Source organism: Marinobacter pelagius, assembly GCF_900114925.1.
Taxonomy (GTDB): domain Bacteria; phylum Pseudomonadota; class Gammaproteobacteria; order Pseudomonadales; family Oleiphilaceae; genus Marinobacter; species Marinobacter pelagius.
The window spans coordinates 306,511-330,502 of the sequence record NZ_FOUR01000003.1 but is presented as its reverse complement, the minus strand read 5'-3'; the positions used below and the strand labels follow the sequence as shown (position 1 = coordinate 330,502).

The following is a 23,992-nucleotide window of genomic DNA, read 5'->3' as shown; positions in this document are numbered from 1 at the left end:
GAAACAACCCGTTAACCCTAATAAGGAGGATAGCACCATGACAAGCAACGCAGAGGCTCTCACTTACGACATCGCCGAGACAGATCAAGCGGTGGTGGAGGCATTCGGCGACCGCATGGTTGAGACACTGAATTCGGGTGCGCTGGCCCTGATGCTTTCGGTCGGCCACCGAACCGGACTGTTTGACACCATGGCCGAGATGCCGGCCGCAACCAGTGTTCAGATTGCCGAAAAGGCTGGACTGGACGAGCGCTACGTCAGGGAATGGCTTGGAGCGATGACCGTTGGCAACATTGTCGAGAATGATCCCGCAGGAAAAACCTACTACCTGCCCAGGGAACACGCTGCCAGCCTGTGCCGGAAGTCACCGACAGACAACATCGCGGTGTTTGCCCAGTACATTCCGCTGCTTGGCTCGGTGGAGGATGACATCGTTCACTGCTTTCGCAATGGAGGGGGCGTCCCCTATGAGCGTTTCGAGCGGTTCCACGAGGTTATGGCCGAGGACAGCGGTCAGTCCGTTGTTCCCGCCCTGGAAACGGATATCCTCCCGCTGGTGCCAGGCCTTATCGAACGTCTGGAACGAGGTATTCGGGTTCTCGACGTCGGTTGTGGCAGGGGGCGGGCACTGAACAAGCTGGCCAGGCTCTTCCCGAACAGTCAGTTTACGGGGTACGACATATCCGGGGATGCCGTCCGGTATGCCAGCCAGGAGGCCAGGGCACTCGGGAATGACAACGCCAGCTTCGAGATATTTGACGTCAGTGACCTTGAACACAGCGATCGGCCCGGCACTTACCAGCTGATCACCACCTTCGATGCCGTTCACGATCAGAGGGACCCTCTTGCCGTGTTGCGGGGTATCCGCAAAGCGCTCGCTGACGACGGTGTTTATCTGGCCCAGGACATCAAGGGGTCGAGCCATCATCACAGCGACCGGGACCACCCGATCGGCCCGTTGCTTTACACCGTTTCCTGCATGCACTGCATGACGGTTTCCCTGGCACAGGGTGGCGAGGGCCTGGGAGCCATGTGGGGGAGGGAGAAAGCGCTGGAATATTTTCGTGAAGCGGGCTTTCGGAATATCGACGTGCATGAGCTCGCACATGATTTCCAGAACTACTGGTATGTATGCCGCCCCTGAGCTTTTTATCAGCCAGGTTGATGTAAAGCGCCAGCAAGATTCTGAAGTGTGTCCTACAATTGAAAGACAGTCCGCTGATTCAAGGAGTGAGTCATGAGCATGATCAACAGCACACAACGATTGGTCCTATCTTCAGTTCTTGCTGCCGCGCTGGTTGCCGGGGCCCACGCCGCGACGCCTGCGCCCGAAGGGGCGGCGGTGTACTTTGTAACGCCAACTGATGGGCAGACCGTAAGTTCGCCGGTGACAGTGAGGTTCGGCCTGGAAAATCTGGGCGTGGCACCCGCAGGCGTGGAACGCGAGGCCACCGGGCACCATCACCTGCTTGTGGATGTCGATGAGATGCCGCCGATGGATCAACCGGTTCCTGCCGATGAGCGGCATATCCATTTTGGCGGAGGACAAACCCAAACCACCCTGGAGCTTTCACCGGGCGAGCATACCCTGCAACTGCTGGTGGGTGACCACATGCACGTGCCCCACGAGCCGCCGGTCATGTCCGAGAAAATTACCATCACGGTGGAGTAATCAACAATTTTTCCCGGTTTCGGGTATTATGGACGATTAATGTTGGCGAATATGCCGGTATTTAACGTGGGGAAATATGATGAGCAAGAAACCTCAAAAATCTACATTAACCTCTGCCCAGATTGAGGAGCAGACTGCTGCTTTTATAAAGTCTGGCGGGTCTGTTGAGTATGTGGATAAAGGTAAAAGTGGGCAGTTTTCCACGACAGGTTCAAAGCAGATTAACCTGAAAAGTGGTCAATGATTTATCGGAAGCCGGGGCAGGTTGAGGGAAGTAAATCTGTCCCGTTTTTACTCGGCTTTCTGTATTCAATAAAAAAGGCAGCCTGAGCTGCCTTTTTTCATCACGTATTGGCTGTTATTTACAGGCCAATTACGTTCTCTGCCTGTGGGCCTTTCTGACCCTGGGTCACGCTGAACTCAACTTCCTGGCCTTCGGCCAGAGTTTTGAAGCCGCTACCCTGAATAGAGCTGTAGTGAACAAAGACGTCTGAGCCGCCTTCACGAGAAATAAAACCAAAACCTTTTGCTTCGTTGAAGAACTTAACGTTGCCGGTAATTGTAGACATAATTAGATATCCTGAATTTAATCATTAATGTGCCGCCAAAAGATCGTTATGATCTTTGATCAGCGATATGCGGGAAACAAAAAACGTGCAGGATCAAAAACAGGACAAGAGGTGTGACAACACAAAAGGTCTTAGTCGTGAAATGCTTTGCTAAATCTTTCCAACGAGATAGACAGTACGCTAATTAAGAGGCCCTGCATAGTAAAGTTTTAATTGTTTTCTGCTATACAAGGGAGAGGGATCTTGTGGGGAGCTTGTTCATGCAGCCAAAAGACATTGTGGCTCAGTTCATTGCGGATATCCGTGCCCAGCGGCTGGAGGAGGCAAAGGCCTTGCTGGCGGCCGAGGGGTTTGAATATGTGGGCCCGAACATGCGTTTCCTGAGCCGGGACGACATGCTGGCTTACCAGTTCGGTATGTTTGCCATCCAGAAAGATCTGGTCCTCCGGCAGCTCAGTGCCGACGGTGAGCATGTGTTTGCGATCCTGGACTACCGTACCTACTTCGAGCCAATCGGGGACGTGCGCCTTGCCGTCTGGTTTCGTGTGCGGGAAGACAAAATCCAGTGCGTTGAAACTTTCTATAATGCGGCAGTGATTGAAAATATGCTGGGTGGGAGTATGCCGTCAGCTAAAGCAGACCCGATCTGATCATGTCGAACGTATCCAGAATTCGCGCTATAAACTGGTCTTTCGGGCGAAAGCTGCTTTGGGTGTTGAGTGACACATCCCTCTGCAGGTGATCCAGCAATTTGCGCAGGCGCCGACGGTGCAGGCCGACCGCCGCCTGAACAGGATCGAAAATAACACCGGACAAAGCCGCAAACGCTGCCAATGCAGCCATGACAGCAAACATCACGCTGGCCGTCGTCGCCACTGAAGGTTCCGGTGGAAATACGCTGTAGTACCACTCGCCAATGGTTTCACCGAGGATAAAGTCCCTCGCGGCCAGGGTCTTGGCGAGCACGGAGGCGAGCACTACCCCGAGCCCGATGCCACCCGGTGTGAATTTCTGGAAGGTAAACGCGCCCAAGACCGTGCAGGTGAGACTGTTAGTGATATCGGCAGACGCCGTCCGGGTCACCCGGTACTGGCTGAGCGCCTCATCGACCAGTGGCTCAATCAGCTTGCTGAACCGCCGGTGATCGATCGGCTCAGAGGTATGGCGCGCATAGACCGCTTCCAGGGCCTCAACCAGATAGCTCTCCAGCAGTGATTTCTCCTGGCCATTGTTCAGCAGGTCCACCAGGATCAGGTGAGAGATGTGCTGCTGTACCCGGGTGGTAAAACCGGCAGGTACGCGATCCGCCAAGTCGTGCAGCCACCCCAGGCCTGTTCGTTTTCGAGTCAGGACTCTTACCAGGCTCGCCAGGGCGTATACCGGCGCCCAAAGCAGATTCAGCGGCGCCCTCAACATGTCCCATCCCAGTGCCTTCCTGTTGGTCGCGATGGCGCCAGGGTAATGGAAATGACGATCAATAAACGCCGGTATCCGCGCCCGGCAGTCATCAAAGTAACGCTCGATGCCTGCGCCGATGGCCTGCTCTATCTCGACTTCCGAGACCTTGTGATCGGGCGATGGGCCAGTGGACATAGTGGCAGGCCTATCTGCAGGCAAGTGAGTGTCTGGGGCATGAAAGCGCAATTGAGAAAACCGTTTCAGTGTCGCGGATTACTTTTATCAGAGTACGACTCTTTATCGGATGAGTTTTCATCGGATGTCAGGTAGTAATCCTTCTCTTCGAAGGTCTTCACCTCAGGATCTTCAATGCTGTTTTTGCGACGGCCCCGATAAAGCCAGAATGCCACAACAGCGCCGATAATGATCAGTACGATCCATTTCATCTCCGTTTTCTCCGTTCTTGGTTCTTAATTACTTCCCGCCCAAGGTCCGGCAACAATGTCAGACCTGCAGCCATCAGCAGGCGCGGCAACTGTCGACCTCAGGAAAGAGAATAGCAGTTTGGTGCCCGTGGATTATGAATGAGTGTGAAAAGCAAGACTGTCGCGGTTCCGAAGCCCGCATTGCTTTTCAAGGGAAGGGCGTCACTCGTTTCCGGGGCGACCTCACCAAAACCGGCTAACAGTTCCGCCATAGTCCTCAAACAGTCTAATAACCCGCTGGCGTTCCCGCTGGAAGGGCGCAGGATGGAGAGAGGAGTCCTACGGGGCAAGGAGATGGCTATGACTACGTTACAGCGAGGAACGATTGACACCTTCAGAGGGCAGTTCGGTGGCCCTGTGTTTGAGCCTGCAGATGCTGGGTACCACGAGGCTCGTCAGATCTGGAACGCCATGATTGACCGGAAGCCGGCTCTGATTGCCCAGTGCCATTCGGCGGAGGATGTAGTGGCTGCGGTCAACTTCGGGCGTGATCAGTCCATGTTGGTTTCGGTCAAGGGCGGCGGGCACAACATCGCGGGCAACGCGGTGTGCGATGACGGACTGATGATCGATCTGTCGCAGATGAAGGACGTTGAGGTCGATGTTGAGAAACAACGGGCCTTTGTAGGGCCCGGCTGCACTCTGGCAGATTTTGACGCGGCTGCCCAGATGCATGGGTTGGCGACGCCGCTGGGGATCAATTCCACAACGGGCGTCGCAGGCCTGACCCTCGGGGGCGGGTTTGGCTGGCTCAGCCGGAAGTTTGGCATGACCGTGGATAACCTGATTTCAGCGGACATGGTGACCGCCGATGGGCGCCAGGTTCGCGCCAGTGCCACTGAGAATCCGGACCTGTTCTGGGGCACACGGGGTGGTGGCGGTAATTTTGGCATTGTTACCCGGTTCGAGTTTCAGCTGCACCCAGTGGGGCCGGAGTTGTTGAGTGGGCTGATGGTATTCCCGTTCAAGCAGGCGCGGTCGGTGCTGACGCAGTTTGCGCGTTTCACGGAAATCATGCCCGATGAACTGAATGTGTGGTTAGTGATTCGCCATGCGCCGCCATTGCCCTTCCTGCCTGAGTCCGTTCATGGCGAGCCGATTGTCGCTCTGGCGATTTGCTATGCCGGGGACCCGGAAGTTGGCGAACAACTGATTGCGCCTCTGCGTTCATTCGGCGATGCGCATGGCGAGCATGTTGGTGTTCAACCCTACGCCAACTGGCAACAGGCGTTTGACCCACTGCTGGCGGACGGTGCGAGGAATTACTGGAAGTCCCACAATTTCGTAAAGCTGACCGACGATGTGATCCGGGTTGCGCTGGAGTATGGAGACAAGCTGCCATCGCCCCACTGTGAGATCTTTATTGCCTCGATTGGCGGCCAGACCGGCCGGGTGGCGCACGACGCCATGGCCTACTCCAGCCGTGACGCAAACTATGTGATGAATGTGCATGGACGCTGGGAAACGCCCGGGGAAGACGAGCATTGCCGCCAGTGGGCGCGCGCATTCTTTGAAGCCGCCAAGCCTTATGCCAGCGGTGGTGCTTACATCAATTTTCTTTCCCATGATGAGGCTGACCGGGTCGAGTTTGCCTACGGGGCGGCCTACAAGCGGCTGGTGGAGGTCAAGCAGAAGTATGATCCGGAGAATCTGTTCCGGGTGAATCAGAATATTCGGCCTCGTTAGCGGGCATTCGTTGCCTCTTGATAGCACCCTTTCTATACTCCTTCAGGCGGTCCGCTGCCTGATTGCCGCTTGGCGATCGGAACAACTCCAATAAGAAGGAAATCGCTATGTCGAAACGTCGCACACTTCTGGCTGCCGCTGTGGCGGCTACGTTCCTGTTCAGTGGCGCTTCCCACGCCGAGTACAAGGATGAATACACCGTCTCAACAGTCCTCCCGTCTGCCTTTCCCTGGGGCCAGGCTGCTGACAAGTGGGTGGAGTTGGTGAAAGAGCGCTCTGACGGGCGAATCAATATGAAGATTTACAGCAACTCCCAGCTGGTCTCCGGCGACCAGACCAAGGAGTTTTCTGCCATGCGTTCCGGGCTGATCGATATGGCGGTCGGTTCTACCATCAACTGGTCGCCCCAGGTACCGGAACTGAACCTGTTTTCCCTGCCGTTCCTGATGCCCGACTACGCTGCCATTGATGCCATTACCCAGGGTGAGGCGGGCGAGGCAGTCTTTGCCGCCATCAAGAAGCGCGGAGTGACCCCTCTGGCCTGGGGTGAGAACGGCTTCCGTGAGTTGTCCAATTCCAAGCTGACCATTGATGAGCCGGCTGACCTGGACGGGCTGAAAATCCGCGTTGTCGGTTCTCCGCTGTTCCAGGATACCTTTACTGCCCTTGGCGCCAACCCCACCCAGATGAGCTGGGCCGACGCCAAGCCGGCGCTGACCACCGGTGCTGTGGATGGTCAGGAAAACCCGCTGTCGGTCTTTGACGTGGCACGTATCGACCAGGTTGGTCAGAAATACCTGACCCGCTGGCACTACATGGCGGATCCATTGGTGTTTGCCGTCAGCAACCAGGTCTGGGACCAGTTCTCGGCCGAAGATCAGGCCCTGCTGAAGCAGGCGGCGATTGACGCCGGCCAGTGGGAAATCGAGAAATCCCGTGGCGAAGTGGACGCGACTCTGGCCGCTATCAAGGAGCGTGGCGTGGAAGTCACCGAGTTGACGCCGGAGCAGCGTGAGGCCTTCAAGGAGGCTACGAAGTCCGTCTATGAGAAATGGACGTCCCGTATTGGTGAAGATCTCATCAAGCAGGCACAGGACGCAGTTGCCAACCGCAACCAGTAAGTCAGACCTGCCCCCGCGCCCGCCAACATCGGCGGGCGCTTGTTCCATAACGGAGTTTCCATGCCGTCCCGTTCTCCCAAGTTTCGCCCTGAGGCCTGGCTGGCCACCATTGCCCTGATTGCGATCTGCGGGATTAGCCTGGGCAACGTGATTGTCCGCTACGCCACGGATGCGTCGTTCGCTTTTACCGAGGAGTTCTCGGTGTTCTTTCTGGTGGTGCTCACTTTTGCAGGGGCGGCGGTGGCCGCACGCCATAACCAGCACATCCGCATCGAACTGATCGAACATTTCCTTCCGTTGTGGGCATGCAAGGTGGTTTTTGTACTGCAGTGGCTGGCCGGTGTGACCGTTGTGGGCATCATGACCTGGTACGGCAGCACCTTCGCCTGGCAGGAATACCAGTGGGAATCTCTGTCACCGGGGCTGGGGCTGCCCAACTGGATCTATGTGATCTGGCTGCCGCTGTTGTCTGTGGCCATCATCATCCGCATGACCCAGAACCTGATCGACCGCCTGCGGGGCAAGACAGATCCGGAGGCGATTCATGAGTCCTGATCTTTTGATGGTTGCCAGCTTCCTGCTGGCCTTGATCATGGGAGTGCCGGTGGCCATTGCCCTGGGCGTGGGCGGTGTTGTCGGCATTGTGGCCGGACTGCCTCCCGCCATGCTGGGCACCTTCGGCACCAACACCTACAACAGTGTGGCCAAGTACCCGCTGATTGCGATTCCCCTGTTTATTCTGACGGGTCTGATTTTTGAGCGGGCGGGTGTGGCCGCAAGCCTGGTTCGTTTCGCCCAGGCGATTATCGGCCCCCGGCACGGGGGGCTTACGGTGGTCGCGGTGCTGGTGTGTCTCATCATGGGCGGCATGAGCGGCTCGGGTCCTGCCGATGCGGCGGCGGTGGCAATGGTGATGTTGCCGAGCATGAAGAAGGCGGGGTACCCGCAGCCGTTCTCCGCTTCGCTGATTGCAGCCTCGTCGTCCACCGCGATTCTGATCCCGCCCTCCATCGCGTTGATTCTCTATTCCATCGTGGTGCCCGGGGTGGATCTTCGGGCGCTGTTCGCCGCCGGCCTGTTCCCGGGTATCCTGGCGGGGGTATCCCTGCTGGCACCGGCACTGTATTTCTCCAGGAAGTATCGGTGGGAAGATCCGGAAACGGTTGAGCGCCCACCGTTCTGGCCCAGCTTCAAGGCAGCCCTTCCGGCGCTGTTTGCCCCGGTGATCATTCTGGGCGGGCTTCGTTCGGGGCTGTTCACTCCCACGGAAGCCGCTGTCGTTGCGGTGACATACGGGGTGCTGGTCGGTTGCCTGCTGTACCGGAATCTGGGCCTCCGGGACCTGTGGAATCTGATGACCGAGGCGGCCGTTACCTCCGGGGTGGTCATGTTCATCATCGCGCTGGCGGGCATCTTCGCCTGGGCAGGCACCACCCTGGGTACCTTCCAGCACTTGGCAGATGCGCTGCTGTCACTCTCTGAAAACGGCTGGGTGCTGCTGGGCCTGGTGATGATTCTGGTGCTGATCGCCGGCATGTTGCTGGATGCGATTTCCATTTACCTGATCCTGATCCCGATCGTGCTGCCGCTGATGAATCATTTCGGCTGGAACCCGATCTGGTTTGGCATTCTGCTGGCGATGAACATCGCCATCGGGCAGTTTACGCCACCGGTTGCCGTTAACCTGATGGTCACCACCCGTATCGCGAATATCCGCCTGGAACACACTATAGGCTGGTCGCTGGTCTTTATCGTGGCCATGGCCTCCAGCTTGCTGCTGGTGATGCTGATGCCGGGCATTGCGCTGTGGCTGCCGGAGAAGCTGGGTTATGTGGTGGGTGCCTGGTAGGTGCAAACAGTTCAATGCCACGGGTTGCTTACATCAGAGGATAACTCGTCATCCTTCACCATGTTTTGAAGAGATGCAGCACCCCTGAATCCGAACTCATGGGTTTTCAGGCCGGCCCGTGGCGTTTAAGGTCTTTGATAATCTCCGGCACCTTGAAGGGCAGCAACTTCCGGACCGCGTGCAAAAGGTAAATCATCAGATTCATCCTCTTGTACCAGAGGACCCGGCGAATCTTTTCCTTCATTGGGTGGTAGCCCTCCATGTAGAGCTCGTCCACGCATTTGGCGTTGTTGGTGAGGCTGTATTGGCTCAGATCGAGCGGCACCACGATATCTGCGTTTTTCAGCTGCTTGCGCGTATTGAAATCGATGCCGATGTTGATGGCATTGGTGATCACATCAAACGTGTCGTGCGGTTTCGGGTAGCGGCTGACATGGCTCAGATCAATGGCCACGGTAATACCCGCGCCCATACTCTCCAGTGGCGAAATCGGGACGTTCTCAACCAGCCCGCCGTCTACCAGAACCCGGCCATCCACTTCCACCGGCACAAACAGGCCAGGCACCGCCATGGACGCGCAGACGGCGTCTGCCAGGTTCCCTTTTCTGAAGACCAGCTGTTCACCGGTTTCGATGTCCGTTGCGCAAATGGCCAGGGGAATCCTGGCATCCTCGATCCGGCAATCCCCCAGATCCCGATGGATCATCGCCCGGATGTTATCGGTACTGAACAGGCCGCCGCGTTCGAACGTGAAGTTGATGATCTTCGACAGGTTCAACGTTGAACAGATCGACAGTATGGACTCTGCCGGGCGGCCGAAGGCGTAGTAACTGGCGATCAGCGCTCCGGCACTGGTGCCCGAAATGCAATGAATCGGGATCTGCTCTTCCTCGAACGCCTTCAGGACGCCAATGTGGGCAATACCCTTGGCCGCACCGCCTCCGAGAGCCAGGCCAATGCGAGTGTTGAAGGGGTTGAGTTTCATGCGCGAGTGCCTGTGAATATGGTGGAGAGAATGTCGATCATGATCTTGTTCGGACTTTGCTATGGTTCGGGAGTTTGTTCAATACTAAGCCGGTGATCAAGGAGCGGTCTCCACACCCTTTGCATTGATCGGATGTTGGTTACTCGCGCTCTTAAGGGTAAGATCTCAGGCTGCATCGCCAGGGCGCGGACCGCCCGGTTGACGGTGATGCGTATCAAGGATGACAGCTAACGCAAAGGATGCGATATGAACAGAGCGATTGTTCTGCTCGGAGACATGGGCTCCGACCACGAGGGTTTTCCTCCCACTCCGGTGATTGCCGGCTCCCCCGATGTTCTGATTAATGGCAAACCCGCTGCCCGTGTGGGGGATCCGTTGGCACCACACTCCAAACCGAAGCATCCCCCGCATCCGCGCACGATTGCCGGTGGCTCCAGTACGGTGATGATTAATGGCAAGCCGGCCGCGATAACCGGCGGTGCGATTTCTTGTGGCGGGGTGACTATTGGTAGCGGCAGCGTTGTTGTTGGTGATTAGTATGCGCCGACGACTCACCGGCCAGGGCGGGACTCAATGTCCACAACCTGACCGTTTCTCAGGGTGACAACCTGCCGAAACTGATTGTCCGAGAAATCGTATAACCACTCCTGAATCAGCACCGGTTGCAGGGTTTGCCACGTTTCCGAGTGTTTGCGGAGCGGGGGTGCCTGCCATTCCAGGCGTTTGGATATCGGCTCGCCGCATCGGGCGATCAGCTCGTATTCGGTTTTGATATGCCTGAGCGTGTTGGGAGTGCACCTGGGTGAATCGGAGGTATGGAATCCGTACCCGAGGGTGTCGACCCGAGCGAGCTTGCCATTGCGAAAGACCAACCGCTGCATGAAGCGCTGGGGGCCGTGGTTGTAGTACCAGTGCGCCTCGGTCTGCACCACGCCGAGGCCGGGTACGGTCGCGCTGGGGTATTCCGCGACATAGTCCGGCGGCCCACAGCTTTCCTCAACCTCGATAGGCCAGGCTCCGTCATTGACCAGAGCGCTGCCGCAGCGAAGCGCGCCTTGGCTGGTCTGGGCCAGGAAGGCGAAGGTGAGCAGGGCGAGTAGTCGTTGAGGCTTGGTCATAGTCGGACTTTGCGCCGGTTCGGTGTTTCGATGCAATACTACGCTTTTGATTTAACCGCGGACTCATAGCGCGCCGAATGTGACCGTCGCCGGTTAAAAATTTCGCGGTTTAGTTATTCCAGGTGTGTTGGGGCAAGCGTGAGCAGCTTCTGCACCATGCTATAACTCAGCACCCATATGCAGTAGCCCTCGTCTCGGCAACAGGGGCTGAGTATCTACTCAGGCAAAGTCGTATTCGCCCCCTTTTTCGAGAGCCCGTTGGTACGCCGGTCTGGCATGTACTCGTTCCACCCAGGCAGTGATGTTAGGCCGGTTCTGGCCAACGATACCCCGTGCCACGGAGGCTTCCAACGGAAAGCTCATCTGGATATCTGCCCCGCTGATATTCTCCCCGAGAAACCAGGTGTTTTTCGCCAGGTGGGCTTCGACAAAATCCAGGTGTGTCTTGATCATCGGACCGATGAAAACCTGATTGGTTTTGTCCGAGATACCTTTTGCCACTGGCTTGATGAAAAATGGCATGGGGCTGGTTTTTACCTTTTCAAACACCAGGCGCATGACCAGAGGAGGCATCAGGGAGCCTTCGGCGTAGTGCAGCCAGTAGGTGTAATCCAGCCGGGCCTGGCCACCGGCTTCCGGCAGCATGGTGTCTTTGCCATAGGTGTGGGCAAGGTATTCGATAATGGCGCCGGACTCGGCCACGACCAGATCTCCATCGGTAATCACCGGTGATTTGCCCAGCGGGTGTACCTTCTTGAGGCTTTCCGGCGCCAGCATGGTTTCGGGGTCGCGCTGGTAACGCTGGATCTCGTAGGGCACGCCCAACTCCTCCAGCATCCAGAGAACACGTTGTGAGCGGGAATTGTTCAGGTGATGAACCGTAATCATGTGCAAACTCCTTTCGCATCAAAAGAATGGATAGCCCTGAAGAGTAGTCTGCAAATGGCTTTTTGGTTCACCCCGTCGTTCGTTTTTGGCCTGAGCAGCTTCTGAAGGCCCGTCCGGCAGGGGGTGTTTTTCATTTGCGCTGTGGATTGGGCTACCATGTTTGGCGTTTAAAATGTCCCGATCCCAGAGAAGCTATCCCCATGCCGGAAGATCCCCTTAAAACCCTGTCCGACTTGGCCAGCGATGCCCACACCCGCATCCAGGCAACCCACCAGCACATCAATCCGGTTGTGGAGGTTCGCAGAGGTATGCGTGATGCCGGCATCCCTGCGGATGTCATGACGATTGACTGTTTGCAAACCCGCCGGCGCATTAACATTATCCTTCATGATGAGCAGCCTGGCGTTATCCTGTACCAGTTCGTGACCATCGAGGATGAAGTGGGCAACGATTTCCAGCAGATGGCTTTGGGCGATATGTCCGAGAGCAAACTGTTCGACTGGATGCAGGAGTATTTTGCCTGATTGGTGCACGACTCTGACTGACACAGGAGTAAACTCGGGGTAACCAACCCGTTACATCTACCTCTTGGCATTATGCGCGGAGGTAGCCTAATCCACAGAACAGGAGGCCGGTTATGGCAGAACAATCACTCAAGGAGCAACTGAGCAACGCGGTGAAAGACGCAATGCGGAGCAAGGATAAAATCCGGCTTACCACCCTGCGCATGGCCCAGTCCGCGGTCAAACAGATCGAGATTGATGAGCGTCGCGAGCTGAGTGACGAGGACGTTCTCAAAGTGCTGGACAAGATGCTCAAGCAGCGCCGGGATGCTGCCAGTCAGTATGATGACGCCGGTCGCGAGGAGCTGGGCGACAAGGAGCGGGCGGAAATGGTGATCCTTGAGGAATTCATGCCCGCCGCCCTGAGCGAGGATGACCTGGACGCCCTGATCCGAATGGCCATCAGTTCAACCGATGCCCAGGGCATGCAGGATATGGGGCGAGTGATGAACGAGCTGCGCCCGCAGGTACTTGGCCGGGTTGACATGGGCCATCTGAGCAAGAAGGTGCGGGCGGCGCTGGCGGGCTGATCGGTCGAGCCTGTGAAATGCGTGATCTTTGCCCTAAGCTTTTAGCGAGATAGTGGCCAGCCTGGGCGGTTCGAGAAGCTTATGTCCGACAAAGAGTTACGCACAAAATCCGATAAGCAGTCCATCGACCAGTTCATCAATGAGGTCCGCAAGCTGCCCAAACAAGGTGGCGGGTAGGGCAGGCTGATTTTTGCCCTGGATGCCACCGCGAGCCGGGAGGCGACCTGGGACCAGGCCTGCCATTTGCAGAGCGAACTGTTCCAGGCGACCCGGGACTTGGGTGGGTTGGCCATTCAGCTTTGCTACTACCGCGGCTTTGGCGAGTTCAAGGCCACGAAGTTTGTCACCGAGACCGGTCAGCTGCTGAACCTGATGAACGGCGTTTCCTGCCGGGGTGGCCTCACCCAGATCAGCCGGATGTTGGCCCACGCCGTGAAAGAAACCCGCGCAAGGCCTGTCAAGGCGGTGGTGTTTATCGGGGATTGTTGCGAGGAGTCGGTGGATGAGCTCTGCCACACCGCTGGGGAACTGGGCCTGTTGCGAACTCCGGTGTTCATGTTTCACGAGGGCGCAGATCCTCATGCCAGGGCGGTGTTCCAGCAGGTAAGCAAGCTTTCCGGAGGCGCCTACGCCCCATTTGATCGTAACAGCCCTCAGGTTCTGAAGGATCTTATGGCCGCAGTTGCGGTCTATGCTTCCGGGGGAGCCAAGGCCCTGCAGGACTTCTCCAGCCGCAGCTCCCCGGAGGTCAAGCGCCTGACCCGGCAGATCAGATAGCGCTTGCAATCATCCACCGATGGGCCAATGGGCCCGGGGTATCTGAGTGCCGTTAACACTTCTGGTTATTGTTCTGTCGGTTGTTGCCTGGCTCTGGCTGCGCAACCAGCCGGCCAGCCAACGTAAACCGGCCATTCTCAAGCTGGCGTTGATCGCGGGTATCGGGATCGTGGTTCTGCTGGCCGTTACCGGCCGACTGCACTTTGTGTTTGCCGCGTTGGCGTTTCTTTATCCGCTGTTGCGTCGCGTACTGCCGTCGCTGCTGTCCGGGGCCGCTAATGGGGGCGCAGAGGGCAAGTCGGGCAACCAGTCCCGCGTGTCCAGCGACATTCTGGAAATGAGCCTCGATCACGACTCCGGAACCATGAGCGGAAAGATCCTCAAAGGCCCCATGGCCGGCCGGGAACTGGCGGATCTGAGCGAGAGCGAATTCCTTGAACTGCTACGCTACTGCCGGGCGCAAGATGAGGATTCTGCCCGGTTGCTGGAAACCTACCTGGACCGCCGGTTCGGCGACTCCTGGCGGGCGGACGATGACGCTAGCAATGACGATGGGGAGTCGCGCGAGCATGGTAATGCCGGCGGCCCTCTGACCGAGCGCGAAGCCCTGGACATCCTGGGACTGGAGCCCGGTGCCAGTCGGGAAGAGGTCATCCGGGCTCACCGCCGGATGATGCAGAAAGTGCACCCGGACCATGGTGGCAGTAACTATCTGGCGGCCCGGATCAATGAGGCGAAGGAGTGTTTGTTGGGTTAATAAGCATGTTTCCGAATGCTCTCATGTCCCCGGGGAAGCGCGGAATGGATGATAATCCTTTCCAACCGACTGCGTTCTTGTGAATATTGGTCAAATTACCTCCGCTTTGCGCCAGCGCCCGTGGTTGAAGGGTTTGCACCGGGTATCCTGTCGTTGCCAACAAAGTTATCCACAGATGCTGTGGGTAACATTCCAGGAGATTCCATGACTCAACAGCTCACCGAAGCCAGACAGCGCGCGACACTTCGCCGCCTGGAGAAATTCAGTCGATTTACCGACAGCAGCATTGGGCTTCCCTTCACCCGATTCCGGATCGGAGTGGAAGCCATCATCGGGCTGCTGCCAGGTGTGGGCGACATGGTGGGCCTGGTGTTGTCAGCCTATGTGCTTGTCGAGGCACAGCGGGTGGGCGCGAGCCGGGCGGTGAAGCTGCGAATGCTGCGCAACATGGGCATCGATTTTCTCGGTGGCCTGCTGCCGGTAGTGGGGGATGCGTTCGACGCCATCTACAAGGCCAATACCCGCAATACCCTGTTGCTGAAACGCTATCTGGAGGAGCAGCTGGCGGTTGAGCCGCCCCCGCCTCCGTTCCCCTGGAAAATGCTGATCGGGTTGTCCATCCTTTTCGCGGTGATTACCGGCGGCCTCACGCTGATCTTGTGAAAGCTCACTTGGCGGGTTTACGGTAGACTTCATCATCAACATCCAACTTCCCGGTGGAACCTTCATGAGTGATAACCCGTTAACCCAAGCCCTCGAGATGGACGGTGAGGAACGCTACGACTACTTTCTGGACGCGGTAGTCGAGGAGCGCGAGATCTGGATTCTGGTCAACGCCGACAACCACTTTCTGAAGATCGTCTCGGAAGAAGACGGTGTGGCGTATTTGCCAGTTTGGCCAAGCGCAGAATTTGCCACCGATTACGCCAAAGGATCAGGCGATCTTTCTCCCAAAGCGATTTCCCTGCCGGACTTCTTCAAGAAATGGGTGCCGGGATTAACCAGGGATGGGCTCGAAATCGGGGTGTTTCCCGGTGGGCAGGGGGAACTCTGGATAACTGCGCCGGAGGAACTGAAAGGCGACCTGCAGGAAGTATTGGCGGGTCCGAGCTTTTAGGCACAACCGGTACGGTTTTATCGGGTGATTATTCAGGTCTGGTAACAGGAGCCGCCATGAACAACATTCAGATCGACATTGTTTCAGATATAGCCTGTCCCTGGTGTGCCATCGGTTACGCTCGCCTTGAGCGGGCCATGGAACAGTTGGCGCCCGAGTATGATTTCACCGTTCAATGGCATGCGTTTGAGTTGAACCCGGATCACGGTGGCGAGGGTGAGCCAATCCTGCCGGCCCTGGCTCGCAAGTACGGGCGCAGCGAGGAGGAAATGCGGTCCACCCAGAATCAGATGATGACCATCGCGAAGGATCTGGGTCTCAACTTCGAGAAGATGCAGGAGAGATTTACCTGCAATACCTTCGATGCCCACAGGCTGGTGAAATGGGCGGGTGAGCAGGGCCAGCAGACGGCCATGAAACAGGCACTGTTCGACGCCTATTTCGGGCGCGCCGAAAACGTCTCGGACCGGGACGTTCTACTGGGTTGCGTTGAAAAGGCCGGACTGGATTCAGCGAAGGCTGCAAACGTGCTTGATTCCGATCAGTTCGCGGAAGTGGTACGCAAGGACGAAGCGACCTATCAGCAGGCGGGCGTTTCGGCGGTGCCTGCGTTCATTATCAACAACAAGTACCTCATCTCCGGTGCCCAGGAGCCGGATGCCCTGGTGCAGGCGTTCCAGGAGATTGCGGCAGAATCCGAGTGAAGCCGTTGTAATACCCAGGGACTGTGCATTTGGCTTGAGACCGGCCACAATCACGCCACGGAACTCCCTTGTATGGATCACTAGCCGAGCCGAACATGCCACCACACATGCCCCATGCCCAGCCTGCAGGCGCTCAGGAAGACAAACGCGCACTCTGGTCCTGGGCGCTGTATGACTGGGCCAACAGTGCCTTCTTCACGATCATTCTCACGTTTGTCTTTGCCCAGTACTTCAGCGTGTCTGTGGTGCAGGACAAGGTCGCGGGCACCAATGCCTGGGGCAACATCGTGGGCATCTCCGGTGTGTTTATTGCGATCCTCGCGCCCATGCTGGGGGCCATTGCGGACCAGTCAGGGCGCCGTAAACCCTGGTTGATCAGTTTTACCCTGCTGTGCGTGGTGTCATGCGCCATGCTCTGGACCGTTACACCGGATCAGGACCAGTTCTGGAACGCTGCGTTATGGGTGGGGCTGGGCACGCTGGGTGCCGAGTTCGCGTTCATTTTCTACAACGCCATGTTGCCGGATATGGCCAGCCAGGAGCGCACCGGCCGTTGGTCTGGCTGGGCCTGGGGCTTGGGGTACGTGGGTGGCGTCACAAGTCTGGTGGTCGCGTTGTATGGATTCATCGAGACCGACGCCAATCTTTTCAACCTGGACCGGGATCAGGCCGAGCACGTGCGCGCGACCTTCGTGCTCGTGGCTGTCTGGTATCTGGTGTTCGCGCTGCCGGCGTTTTTCTTTACCCCGGATCGGCCGCCTACTGGCCTGAGCCTGGCGGCAGCCAGCCGTGCAGGGTTTGTGCAACTCAAGGAGTCCATCGCCCATGTCCGCCAGTACAAGGACATTGTGCGATTCCTGATCGCCCGTATGCTCTACACCGATGGCCTGGCGACCATCTTTACCTTCGGGGGCGTTTACGCCGCCGGCACGTTCAACATGGCGCCCACGGAAGTCCTGCAATTTGCCATTGCCCTGAACGTGACGGCAGGCCTGGGCGCGCTGGGGTTTGCCTGGATCGATGATGCCCTTGGCGGGCGTAACACCATTTTGCTGGCGTTGGTGGGGCTGGGTAGCAGTGCTTTGGCCATCCTGCTGGTAGACAGCGCGACGGCCTTTTGGGTTTGGGGCATGATCCTGGGTATTTTTGTCGGGCCGCTGCAATCGGCCAGCCGGTCACATCTGGCCCGGGTGGCTCCGCCACACCTGCAGACCCAGATGTTCGGCCTGTTCGCCTTTTCCGGTAAGGCTACGGCTTTCGCCGGCCCCTTGCTGGTGGGTGCTGTGACCGCACTGACCGATAGTCAGCGTTGGGGCATGAGCACTATCCTTGTATTCCTGCTGGTAGGCTTCGTGCTGATGCTGAAAGTTCCGGCGACCGAGGCCCGGAAACCCGGCTGAGGGGAATGTCATGGCAAGGCCAACCGGAAATCCCGGTAATCGATGGATCAGGTTCTTGCCGGATTTTTCCTGGTGCTGGGCACTGCGCTGTTTCGGCCGCACGCGCTGAAGTCCTAGCCCAGCTCCCTGATACATACCCTATCTGAATCGTTGGAAAAGTATTCAGGATCTGGTGACCTGGGATGCCTGGCCATAAGCCGACTGTATGGCCCAGTTACGTCCTGCCATTTTCACTGGTAGCTGGAAGACATGATGAGCGGTCGAGCCGAACGGATCGACCGCAGAGTCCACGTACTCGTAATGATCAGGCACCGACTTGCCCGGCCGGGCAACAATGAAGCGTCTGGTTGTGGCTTTTCCAGAAACTACCGGAGACTGCTCTACCCAGAGATACACGCCTTTGGCGCCCACCAGATACTCGCAGAACACCACCTGGAAATCCGGCATAAGTTTGAGCGCTGTTGGTTCCTGTCCAAAGCAAAGCAGGTACTTGTCGATAGTCTTCATGAGCCTCGCCTCCTTTTGGTCTGGTTACCATCATTACGGTTTGGCGAGGCGAAGAACATCAGGCTTTTTGGGCTTTATTCTCTGGTTTTTTCGATCAAAGAACCGGGAGTTTCAAAGCCGGTAACTGGCAGGTATAGGGTCAGGGCACTTCCTCAAACAACCGCCCCAGCCCGGCCAGCGCTTCCGCGCCTTTCGACAGGCGCCCGATACTGTCCATTTCACTGAGAGCCTCTACGGTATGGGCGTCTTCGAGAAACTCTGTGTGAACCAGATGGACCTCCGCTGGTGGGTCGACCATGTTGCCCATCAAGGGGTAGTCGGCCTCGGCTGCATGGCCGGGTTAAAAAAAAGAGTCTTGCGGGAGGTAGTGTCGGGTCCATTGCTGGCATCGCAGGCGTGTTGGCGCAGATGTGAATTTTAATGTCAGTTTGCGCGACTGCCTGTCTTGGGGGCAATCCTGTCTTTTCAGGCCTTTGTCCTGCCGGTGCGGAGTCTTTATCATCGCGGATCACCCTTGAAAACTTGGAAGTCCGCCGATGAAGTTCCCAACGGTCACCGTCACACTGGTTTCCCTAGCGCTGATTTTTGTTCTCTGGGACCAGACCCGGGAGAAGCCCGAGCCTGCGGATGCCAGTCGCTTTGCCAATCTGGCAACAGATCCGGTTCAGCTTGGTGTGGCCGTGGACTGGCTGGTCACCCAGGTTCCCGCTTTCTGTGAGCAGGCCACCGGCCAGTCTGTGGGCACGGATGCCCATTCGACTTGCGTGAAAGAGAGCGAGGCCCGGAGCTCGGTTTGCCGGCGCGAGATGCACGACCGGTTTCCGAGCATCGTGGCCTCTGATGCGGTGTTCCGGGATCTGTCCATCACGATGATGAACTGCCTGGTGCCGCAATCCGGGTTGATTGACTAACGCGAACCTTGATTGCTGATCCAGACCTTTTGTCCATGATTCAAACCCTTTCTGACGCCCTGATTCCCCTGTTGTCCCTGATCGCGATTGGAGCGGTTCTGGGTCGTAAAACCGATTTCTTTGATGGCCGGGCGCTGTCCGGGCTGGTTACCACCGTGGGCATCCCGGCTTTGTTGCTTCACTCGGTGCTGAGCATGGACCTGGGCATATTCGAGATGGGTGAGCTCGTTGGCGTGACTGTGCTCTGGCTGGTGGCGATGAGCGCAGTCACGGCAGTGGTCTTGGTGCTGATGGGCTTGCCGGTGAGGTCCTATCTGCCGGCGCTGGTGCATCCCAACACCGGCAATATGGGGGTGCCGGTCTGCTTTGCGTTGTTCGGCGCCCAGTCTCTCGGCTTTGCGATGGTCATTTCCTCTGTGATCCAGGTCAGCCACTTCACGCTGGGGATCGGTTGCCTCTCCGGCCGGCTATCCCTCCGGGCGATGCTGAAGAACGGACCGGTGCTGGCCTTGATCGCCGGTGCGATCCTGCTGGCACTGAAAGTCCAACCGCCAGGGCCGGTGATGACGACACTCGATATGCTTGGCTCCATTACCGTGCCGGTAATGCTGATGCAGCTTGGCAGCTCTATCGCCAACCTCAGGTTTTCCGGGGCACGGGAGATGCTCAGGCCACTGGTGTTCAGTTTCTACCGGCCTTTGGCAGGACTGGCTGTGGCCGCCGGATTGTTGCTCTTGTGGCCTCTTGAAGGGCTGCAAGCGCAGGTTTTCCTGGTCCAGTGCGCCATGTCTGTTGCAGTGATGAGTTATGTGCTGGCGGTGCGGTACCAGGGCCCGGCACAGGAAATTGCGCTCACCATCCCGATATCACTGGTGGTATCTCTGGGTGTGGCGGTGTGGTTTAGTCTCTGGTGACGTGTGGCCTGCTCTGGAAGGGCGCGTCACACCTTCACTTTGCCGCGTAGCGACTTGATCTTTCCCTTCTGGGTTTTGCGGTCCACCCTGCGCCGTTGAGAACCCTTGGTCGGGCGGGTTGGCCGGCGGGCCTTCTGTTGTTTGACCGCGCTCTGTATCAGTTCCTTGAGGCGTTCGAGTGCGTCTTCCTTGTTCTGCTCCAGGGTGCGAAAGGATTGTGCCTTGATTACCACGATGCCGTCTTTGCTGATGCGCTGGTCGGACAACGCCATGAGTCGCTCCTTGTAAAAGGGCGGCAGGGTGGAGTGGAGGATATCGAAGCGCAGGTGAACCGCCGTGGCCACCTTGTTCACATTCTGGCCACCGGCACCCTGAGCGCGGATCTGGGTGATCTGGATTTCCCAGTCGGCGAGTTCGACGGCGTTGGAAATTTTCAGCATTGTGCGGTGATTAAGCCTGTTAATGGTTTGAGTGTTTTAGCTTTCTGCGCAACGGCGAGCCCAGCTAGCGCCGGAACAGCCTCGGGTTACGCTCGATAAAACGGTCAATCCAGCGTTCAAGAAAGGATTTCGCATCCGGCCTTTTCAGGTAACGCCAGCCCAGAAAAGAGATCACGAGCGCGCCTATCCCATCCACGATCAGGTCCCACATGGTATCGGTAAGCCCGGAGGGATCACCCAGCATTGGTTTCTGCATGTTCATACCGAAGAGCGAGTCCATGGCAAACTCGAAGATCTCCCACAGGGCACCGACACCCAAGGCAAACAGGAAGGCGAAAAATGCCACAAAGCCGGGCTTCATGTGGACATGAATCTTTTCGGTTTCGTTCATGATGTGCACCAGCAAAAAGCCAATGATGCCCAACAGAAACCCGGACATGGTGTGAAGCGCCATATCCCACCACCAGAACCGGGTGTAGTAATCCCGGATCTCGCCCAAAAACAGCGAGGCAAATACAAAGGCGATGGCCGCCAACTGCAACTCCGGCGGAATGTGAATCCGGAAGCGCCGCTCGAACAGCACGGGGAAAAAGGTGATCAGGATAATCATCCCGGTCAGAAACGCGGTGAACCAGCGTTGGCCCCAGACCGCGAAAATCGCTTCAGCCAGCAGAACCAGTTGCAGGGCAACAGTGATTCTCTGATGGGTAATTCGGATTCGCATCTGCAGAAGGCTCCCGTGCTCGGTGGAGTTACCCTAACACAACAGCTTGCGGAAATGGCGCGTGAGCCGTTGCCCGGAGGGTGTTCCGCCGCGCCGGTCAGTCAGTCTTCCGGGGTGCCGAGATGGGTAACATCACAGACACTCGCAATCCCTGGCCCTCCGGACCGGTGCCGAGCTGGATCTCTCCACCCATGCCCCGAATCAGGGTCCGGGCGATGGCCAGTCCCAGGCCGGCTCCACCGGTGTCACGGCTGCGGGACTGCTCCAGGCGGTAGAAGGGCTGGAATACGCGGTCCCGCTCCGTTTCCGGGATACCCGGACCCTGATCTGTGATAGTGATGATGGCCTCTTTTTCAGAGGCTTCCAGTTTCACGTCGGCCCTTTGCCCGTACTTGACGGCGTTCTCGATCAGGTTGCGCAGGGCGCGCTTGACCGCCTCCGGCTGGCCCTGGAGAACGCAACGCGGGCTGTCTTCACAGTTTACCGCCAGGCCCATTTCCCGGAGATCATCGCAGAGGCTGTCCAGCAGGGTGGCGAGGTCATATCGGCGGTGTTTCTCGGTGGTGCTGCCGCGAATGAAGTCGAGGGTAGCTTCCGCTAGTTGCTGCATTTCTTGCAGGGAATCGAGCAGCCGGTCCCGGTCCTCACCTTCAGGTAGCATTTCCACCCGCAGCCGCATGGAGGTAATAGGGGTTCGCAGATCGTGGGCCAGGGCAGCCAACAGGCGTTCCCGGTCTTCCTGGGCTCGGCCGACCTGGAGCTGCATCTGGTTGAAGGCGCGCGTCACTTCGCGAATATCCTCGGGGCCGCGCTCCGGAATCCGGATTTTTTCACCACGTCCGAAGGTATGGGCGGCCCGGCTCAGCTCGTTCACCGGTTGCAGAATGCGGCGAATCGCCAGCAGAACCGTGAGGATCAGAAGCACGGCAGTGATGCCCACACTGGTAAGGGTCGCCTTCAGCCAGAGCCAGGAAGGTGCTGGTGGCTGGGCTCGCGCGTTGAACCACTCGCCCGATGACAATGCCAGGGAAACGCCCAGGATGGATGGGCAGTCGTGATGGTCCTCCCGGTGCTCACGTCGATCCTCATCTTCGTGATGCTCGTCCTCATCCTCGTGCTTCTCTCGGTCTTCGTGGTCATCACCATTCGGTTCCCGGCCCGGCAAGCACTCTGCTTGATCCGCTGCCATCGCTGCTCGTACCTGTTCACCGGTCAGGCCCAGTTCCGTGGCCAGTTGCCGGGTCATGACTGAAGCTTCGTCGGCGGGCAGGTGAGGTGCGGGATCAATGGAAAGGTGCAGGGATGGGCTGGAAAGCGCCCGTAATACGCGCTCCTGGCGCTCCGGGTCTGTGGTGTCGAGCAGGGTGTAGGCATCGGCTATCCGCTCCAGAACGTGCTCAAGGCTGGCACTGCGCAGGGCACCCTGGCGCTCTCCCGCCAGAATTGCGATGGTGATGATCTGTGCCGCCACCAGCACCAGAATCAGCAACAGGGCGAGTTGTCCGCCGGCACGGCGGGGCCAAAACCTCATTCTTCGGTCCCTTCCACGCTGGCGATCCACTGGTAGCCACCGCCCCAGATGGTCTTGATCAGCCTGGGGTTGCGGGCATCCGGATCGATTTTCCGGCGTAGCCGGCTGACATGGTTATCGATACTTCGATCGAAGGCGTCGGCTTCTCTTCCAAGGGTCAGGTCCATCAGCTGATCCCGTGACAGCACACGACCGGCATGCTCAAGGAACGCCAGCAGCAATTTGTACTCGGCGGTGCTGAGGGACACTTCCACTCCTTCCGGATCGACCAGCTGATGGCGGTCGACATCCAGGGTCCAGCCCTCGAATGACAGGCGTTGCCCGGCCATGGGGCTGCGTTGGGGTGGTAGCGCTGTGGTACGGCGCAGAACGGCCTTGATGCGGGCCAGAAGCTCCCGTGGATTGAAGGGCTTGGTCAGGTAATCATCGGCGCCCATTTCCAGGCCGACGATGCGGTCCGTCTCCTCGCTCATGGCGGTCAGAAGAATGACGGGCAACTCGGTGTGTTCCCTAAGGTAGCGGCAAAGGGTGAGGCCATCGTCACCCGGCATCATGATGTCCAGCACGACCAGATCCACAGAGTGGGCTCTCAGCTGCCGCTTCATGGCATCCCCACCATCGGCAAGCAGCACGCGAAGGCCGTGCTCCTGCAGATAGCGGCCGACCAGGTCGCGAATGTCCCGATGGTCGTCGACTACCAGAATGGTTGGAGAAGCGCTCACTCGTTACTCCGTCTGCTTGACTGTTGCACCGATTATAGGGGACTTGCCGGGGCACTTGGGCACGATGTTGTCAAAAATCATCGCGATTCCGGCACTTGCGACAATTTGCGACAAAGTCGGCGTATGACCGAGACAATTCTGCGACGTTTCCTTGGTGCAATGATTCCCGACCAGCAATGACATTTCGTCATGGGTTTCATCAAGCAAGGAGTTCTACCATGAAAAAAACCACCACGATTGCCGCTTTATCGGTCGCCGCATTGCTCAGTGCCACACCGCTTCTGGTATCCGCGGACGATGATTACTGGGACGACGACCGCTATGAGCATCGCCGCGACGGCAAGCCCATGAACGCGGATCTCAAACAGTACAGCACTGAGGAGATGCGCATCATGGCCTATGGCCAGGCGCTGCGCCGGTTTGGTCCGGGAGTGGACGTCTCCGTGGAGGAGACCAAAGACGGTACCTATCTGGTGCAGTTGCGGGATGCCGAACAGAACCTGATCCGGGAGCAGGAGTTTAACCGCTATGGCGCTCCGGCTCGTGATTCACGCCGGGATTGAGAGTCGATAGTCAGCGCGAGGGCCCCGGGGAGGGCTCTCGCCACCCTGCTGAAGGAGATTG

General features: G+C 57.9%; 31 protein-coding genes and 1 pseudogene. 20 read left to right on the top strand and 12 right to left on the bottom strand.

Going from position 1 to position 23,992, the window contains the following annotated elements; all coding sequences use genetic code 11:
• The first annotated feature begins 37 nt into the window (after positions 1-37).
• From BM254_RS08550 to BM254_RS17760, 3 genes are all read left to right on the top strand, one after another.
• Positions 38-1,144, top strand: a complete 1,107-nt coding sequence (locus BM254_RS08550) for a class I SAM-dependent methyltransferase (RefSeq protein WP_092001681.1) — start codon at positions 38-40, stop codon at positions 1,142-1,144.
• Positions 1,145-1,237: 93 nt separating this feature from the next.
• Positions 1,238-1,672 carry a DUF4399 domain-containing protein gene (locus tag BM254_RS08545; protein ID WP_092001678.1) on the top strand — a complete coding sequence of 145 codons (435 nt, stop codon included), beginning with the start codon at positions 1,238-1,240 and terminating at the stop codon, positions 1,670-1,672.
• Between the two features lie 79 nt (positions 1,673-1,751).
• On the top strand, positions 1,752-1,916 hold the full coding sequence (locus BM254_RS17760; RefSeq protein WP_175497224.1) for a hypothetical protein: 165 nt from the start codon (positions 1,752-1,754) through the stop codon (positions 1,914-1,916).
• Positions 1,917-2,034: 118 nt separating this feature from the next.
• On the opposite strand, the gene BM254_RS08540 is transcribed toward BM254_RS17760, so the two are convergent.
• Complete coding sequence (locus BM254_RS08540) at positions 2,035-2,241, bottom strand: cold-shock protein (RefSeq protein ID WP_092001675.1); 207 nt, start codon at positions 2,239-2,241, stop codon at positions 2,035-2,037.
• A gap of 260 nt (positions 2,242-2,501) precedes the next feature.
• On the opposite strand from BM254_RS08540, the gene BM254_RS08535 reads away from it, so the two are divergent.
• Positions 2,502-2,891: a nuclear transport factor 2 family protein gene (locus tag BM254_RS08535; RefSeq protein ID WP_092001672.1), complete on the top strand. Its 390-nt coding sequence runs from the start codon at positions 2,502-2,504 to the stop codon at positions 2,889-2,891.
• On the opposite strand, the gene BM254_RS08530 is transcribed toward BM254_RS08535, so the two are convergent.
• Both BM254_RS08530 and BM254_RS08525 read right to left on the bottom strand, forming a co-directional pair.
• Complete coding sequence (locus BM254_RS08530; RefSeq protein WP_092001669.1) at positions 2,872-3,834, bottom strand: DUF6635 family protein; 963 nt, start codon at positions 3,832-3,834, stop codon at positions 2,872-2,874. The two genes, BM254_RS08535 and BM254_RS08530, sit on opposite strands and share 20 nt — an antisense overlap.
• A 65-nt stretch (positions 3,835-3,899) precedes the next feature.
• Positions 3,900-4,085 (bottom strand): hypothetical protein, encoded by a 186-nt coding sequence (locus BM254_RS08525; RefSeq protein ID WP_092001666.1) that lies wholly within the window; start codon positions 4,083-4,085, stop codon positions 3,900-3,902.
• Positions 4,086-4,424: 339 nt separating this feature from the next.
• On the opposite strand from BM254_RS08525, the gene BM254_RS08520 reads away from it, so the two are divergent.
• The 4 genes from BM254_RS08520 to BM254_RS08505 all read left to right on the top strand — a co-directional run bounded on the left by BM254_RS08520 (position 4,425) and on the right by BM254_RS08505 (position 8,780).
• Positions 4,425-5,810: an FAD-binding oxidoreductase gene (locus BM254_RS08520; protein ID WP_092001663.1), complete on the top strand. Its 1,386-nt coding sequence runs from the start codon at positions 4,425-4,427 to the stop codon at positions 5,808-5,810.
• A 107-nt stretch (positions 5,811-5,917) separates the two neighbouring features.
• On the top strand, positions 5,918-6,931 hold the full coding sequence (locus BM254_RS08515) for a DctP family TRAP transporter solute-binding subunit (protein WP_092001659.1): 1,014 nt from the start codon (positions 5,918-5,920) through the stop codon (positions 6,929-6,931).
• A 60-nt stretch (positions 6,932-6,991) separates the two neighbouring features.
• A complete protein-coding gene (locus BM254_RS08510) occupies positions 6,992-7,486 on the top strand; it encodes a TRAP transporter small permease (RefSeq protein WP_092001655.1) in 495 nt (164 codons plus the stop codon).
• Positions 7,476-8,780: a TRAP transporter large permease gene (locus tag BM254_RS08505; protein ID WP_092001652.1), complete on the top strand. Its 1,305-nt coding sequence runs from the start codon at positions 7,476-7,478 to the stop codon at positions 8,778-8,780. Before BM254_RS08510 ends, BM254_RS08505 begins: the two co-directional genes overlap by 11 nt.
• Before the next feature lie 106 nt (positions 8,781-8,886).
• Here BM254_RS08505 and BM254_RS08500 read toward each other — a convergent pair whose 3' ends face one another.
• Positions 8,887-9,765 (bottom strand): patatin-like phospholipase family protein, encoded by an 879-nt coding sequence (locus BM254_RS08500; protein WP_092001648.1) that lies wholly within the window; start codon positions 9,763-9,765, stop codon positions 8,887-8,889.
• Positions 9,766-10,011: 246 nt separating this feature from the next.
• Between BM254_RS08500 and BM254_RS08495 the strand changes: the two genes are divergently transcribed.
• Positions 10,012-10,302: a type VI secretion system PAAR protein gene (locus BM254_RS08495; protein ID WP_092001645.1), complete on the top strand. Its 291-nt coding sequence runs from the start codon at positions 10,012-10,014 to the stop codon at positions 10,300-10,302.
• Between the two features lie 14 nt (positions 10,303-10,316).
• Here the strand turns inward: BM254_RS08495 and BM254_RS08490 are convergent, their stop codons facing one another.
• Both BM254_RS08490 and BM254_RS08485 read right to left on the bottom strand, forming a co-directional pair.
• Positions 10,317-10,883: a DUF2845 domain-containing protein gene (locus BM254_RS08490; protein ID WP_092001642.1), complete on the bottom strand. Its 567-nt coding sequence runs from the start codon at positions 10,881-10,883 to the stop codon at positions 10,317-10,319.
• Positions 10,884-11,102: 219 nt separating this feature from the next.
• Positions 11,103-11,771: a glutathione S-transferase family protein gene (locus BM254_RS08485; RefSeq protein WP_092001639.1), complete on the bottom strand. Its 669-nt coding sequence runs from the start codon at positions 11,769-11,771 to the stop codon at positions 11,103-11,105.
• A 200-nt stretch (positions 11,772-11,971) separates the two neighbouring features.
• Here BM254_RS08485 and BM254_RS08480 point away from each other — a divergent pair, with 200 nt between their 5' ends.
• The 8 genes and pseudogenes from BM254_RS08480 to BM254_RS08445 all read left to right on the top strand — a co-directional run bounded on the left by BM254_RS08480 (position 11,972) and on the right by BM254_RS08445 (position 17,619).
• Positions 11,972-12,295 (top strand): hypothetical protein, encoded by a 324-nt coding sequence (locus tag BM254_RS08480; RefSeq protein WP_092001636.1) that lies wholly within the window; start codon positions 11,972-11,974, stop codon positions 12,293-12,295.
• A 113-nt stretch (positions 12,296-12,408) separates the two neighbouring features.
• Positions 12,409-12,864: a GatB/YqeY domain-containing protein gene (locus tag BM254_RS08475; protein WP_092001633.1), complete on the top strand. Its 456-nt coding sequence runs from the start codon at positions 12,409-12,411 to the stop codon at positions 12,862-12,864.
• 81 nt (positions 12,865-12,945) lie between these two features.
• Positions 12,946-13,641: pseudogene (locus tag BM254_RS08470) on the top strand (VWA domain-containing protein).
• 46 nt (positions 13,642-13,687) lie between these two features.
• Positions 13,688-14,398, top strand: coding sequence for a J domain-containing protein (locus tag BM254_RS08465; protein WP_092001630.1), 711 nt, complete (start codon positions 13,688-13,690; stop codon positions 14,396-14,398).
• Positions 14,399-14,602: 204 nt separating this feature from the next.
• Complete coding sequence (locus BM254_RS08460; protein WP_092001625.1) at positions 14,603-15,061, top strand: DUF4112 domain-containing protein; 459 nt, start codon at positions 14,603-14,605, stop codon at positions 15,059-15,061.
• A gap of 64 nt (positions 15,062-15,125) precedes the next feature.
• Positions 15,126-15,515 carry a DUF2750 domain-containing protein gene (locus BM254_RS08455; protein ID WP_092001622.1) on the top strand — a complete coding sequence of 130 codons (390 nt, stop codon included), beginning with the start codon at positions 15,126-15,128 and terminating at the stop codon, positions 15,513-15,515.
• A 56-nt stretch (positions 15,516-15,571) separates the two neighbouring features.
• Positions 15,572-16,219, top strand: coding sequence for a DsbA family oxidoreductase (locus tag BM254_RS08450; protein ID WP_092001618.1), 648 nt, complete (start codon positions 15,572-15,574; stop codon positions 16,217-16,219).
• A 95-nt stretch (positions 16,220-16,314) separates the two neighbouring features.
• Positions 16,315-17,619 (top strand): MFS transporter, encoded by a 1,305-nt coding sequence (locus BM254_RS08445; RefSeq protein ID WP_245777403.1) that lies wholly within the window; start codon positions 16,315-16,317, stop codon positions 17,617-17,619.
• Positions 17,620-17,781: 162 nt separating this feature from the next.
• Here the strand turns inward: BM254_RS08445 and BM254_RS08440 are convergent, their stop codons facing one another.
• Together BM254_RS08440 and BM254_RS17875 are read right to left on the bottom strand one after the other, a co-directional pair.
• A complete protein-coding gene (locus tag BM254_RS08440) occupies positions 17,782-18,126 on the bottom strand; it encodes a DUF7352 domain-containing protein (RefSeq protein ID WP_092001613.1) in 345 nt (114 codons plus the stop codon).
• A 139-nt stretch (positions 18,127-18,265) separates the two neighbouring features.
• Positions 18,266-18,424 (bottom strand): hypothetical protein, encoded by a 159-nt coding sequence (locus BM254_RS17875; RefSeq protein ID WP_245777402.1) that lies wholly within the window; start codon positions 18,422-18,424, stop codon positions 18,266-18,268.
• Positions 18,425-18,662: 238 nt separating this feature from the next.
• Here BM254_RS17875 and BM254_RS08430 point away from each other — a divergent pair, with 238 nt between their 5' ends.
• Positions 18,663-19,037, top strand: a complete 375-nt coding sequence (locus BM254_RS08430) for a hypothetical protein (protein WP_092001611.1) — start codon at positions 18,663-18,665, stop codon at positions 19,035-19,037.
• A 35-nt stretch (positions 19,038-19,072) separates the two neighbouring features.
• Positions 19,073-19,951: an AEC family transporter gene (locus tag BM254_RS08425; RefSeq protein WP_092001608.1), complete on the top strand. Its 879-nt coding sequence runs from the start codon at positions 19,073-19,075 to the stop codon at positions 19,949-19,951.
• Between the two features lie 26 nt (positions 19,952-19,977).
• Here the strand turns inward: BM254_RS08425 and arfB are convergent, their stop codons facing one another.
• The 4 genes from arfB to BM254_RS08405 form a co-directional block, all read right to left on the bottom strand.
• On the bottom strand, positions 19,978-20,391 hold the full coding sequence (gene arfB, locus BM254_RS08420; RefSeq protein WP_092001606.1) for an alternative ribosome rescue aminoacyl-tRNA hydrolase ArfB: 414 nt from the start codon (positions 20,389-20,391) through the stop codon (positions 19,978-19,980).
• A 64-nt stretch (positions 20,392-20,455) separates the two neighbouring features.
• Positions 20,456-21,115 carry a DUF2238 domain-containing protein gene (locus BM254_RS08415; protein WP_092001602.1) on the bottom strand — a complete coding sequence of 220 codons (660 nt, stop codon included), beginning with the start codon at positions 21,113-21,115 and terminating at the stop codon, positions 20,456-20,458.
• 97 nt (positions 21,116-21,212) lie between these two features.
• Positions 21,213-22,646: a sensor histidine kinase gene (locus BM254_RS08410; protein ID WP_092001600.1), complete on the bottom strand. Its 1,434-nt coding sequence runs from the start codon at positions 22,644-22,646 to the stop codon at positions 21,213-21,215.
• On the bottom strand, positions 22,643-23,368 hold the full coding sequence (locus tag BM254_RS08405) for a response regulator (RefSeq protein WP_092001597.1): 726 nt from the start codon (positions 23,366-23,368) through the stop codon (positions 22,643-22,645). Before BM254_RS08405 ends, BM254_RS08410 begins: the two co-directional genes overlap by 4 nt.
• A 218-nt stretch (positions 23,369-23,586) precedes the next feature.
• Here BM254_RS08405 and BM254_RS08400 point away from each other — a divergent pair, with 218 nt between their 5' ends.
• The gene (locus BM254_RS08400; protein ID WP_092001594.1) at positions 23,587-23,931 is read left to right on the top strand and encodes a hypothetical protein; all 345 of its coding nucleotides are present in this window, start codon (positions 23,587-23,589) and stop codon (positions 23,929-23,931) included.
• The last annotated feature ends 61 nt before the right edge of the window (positions 23,932-23,992 follow it).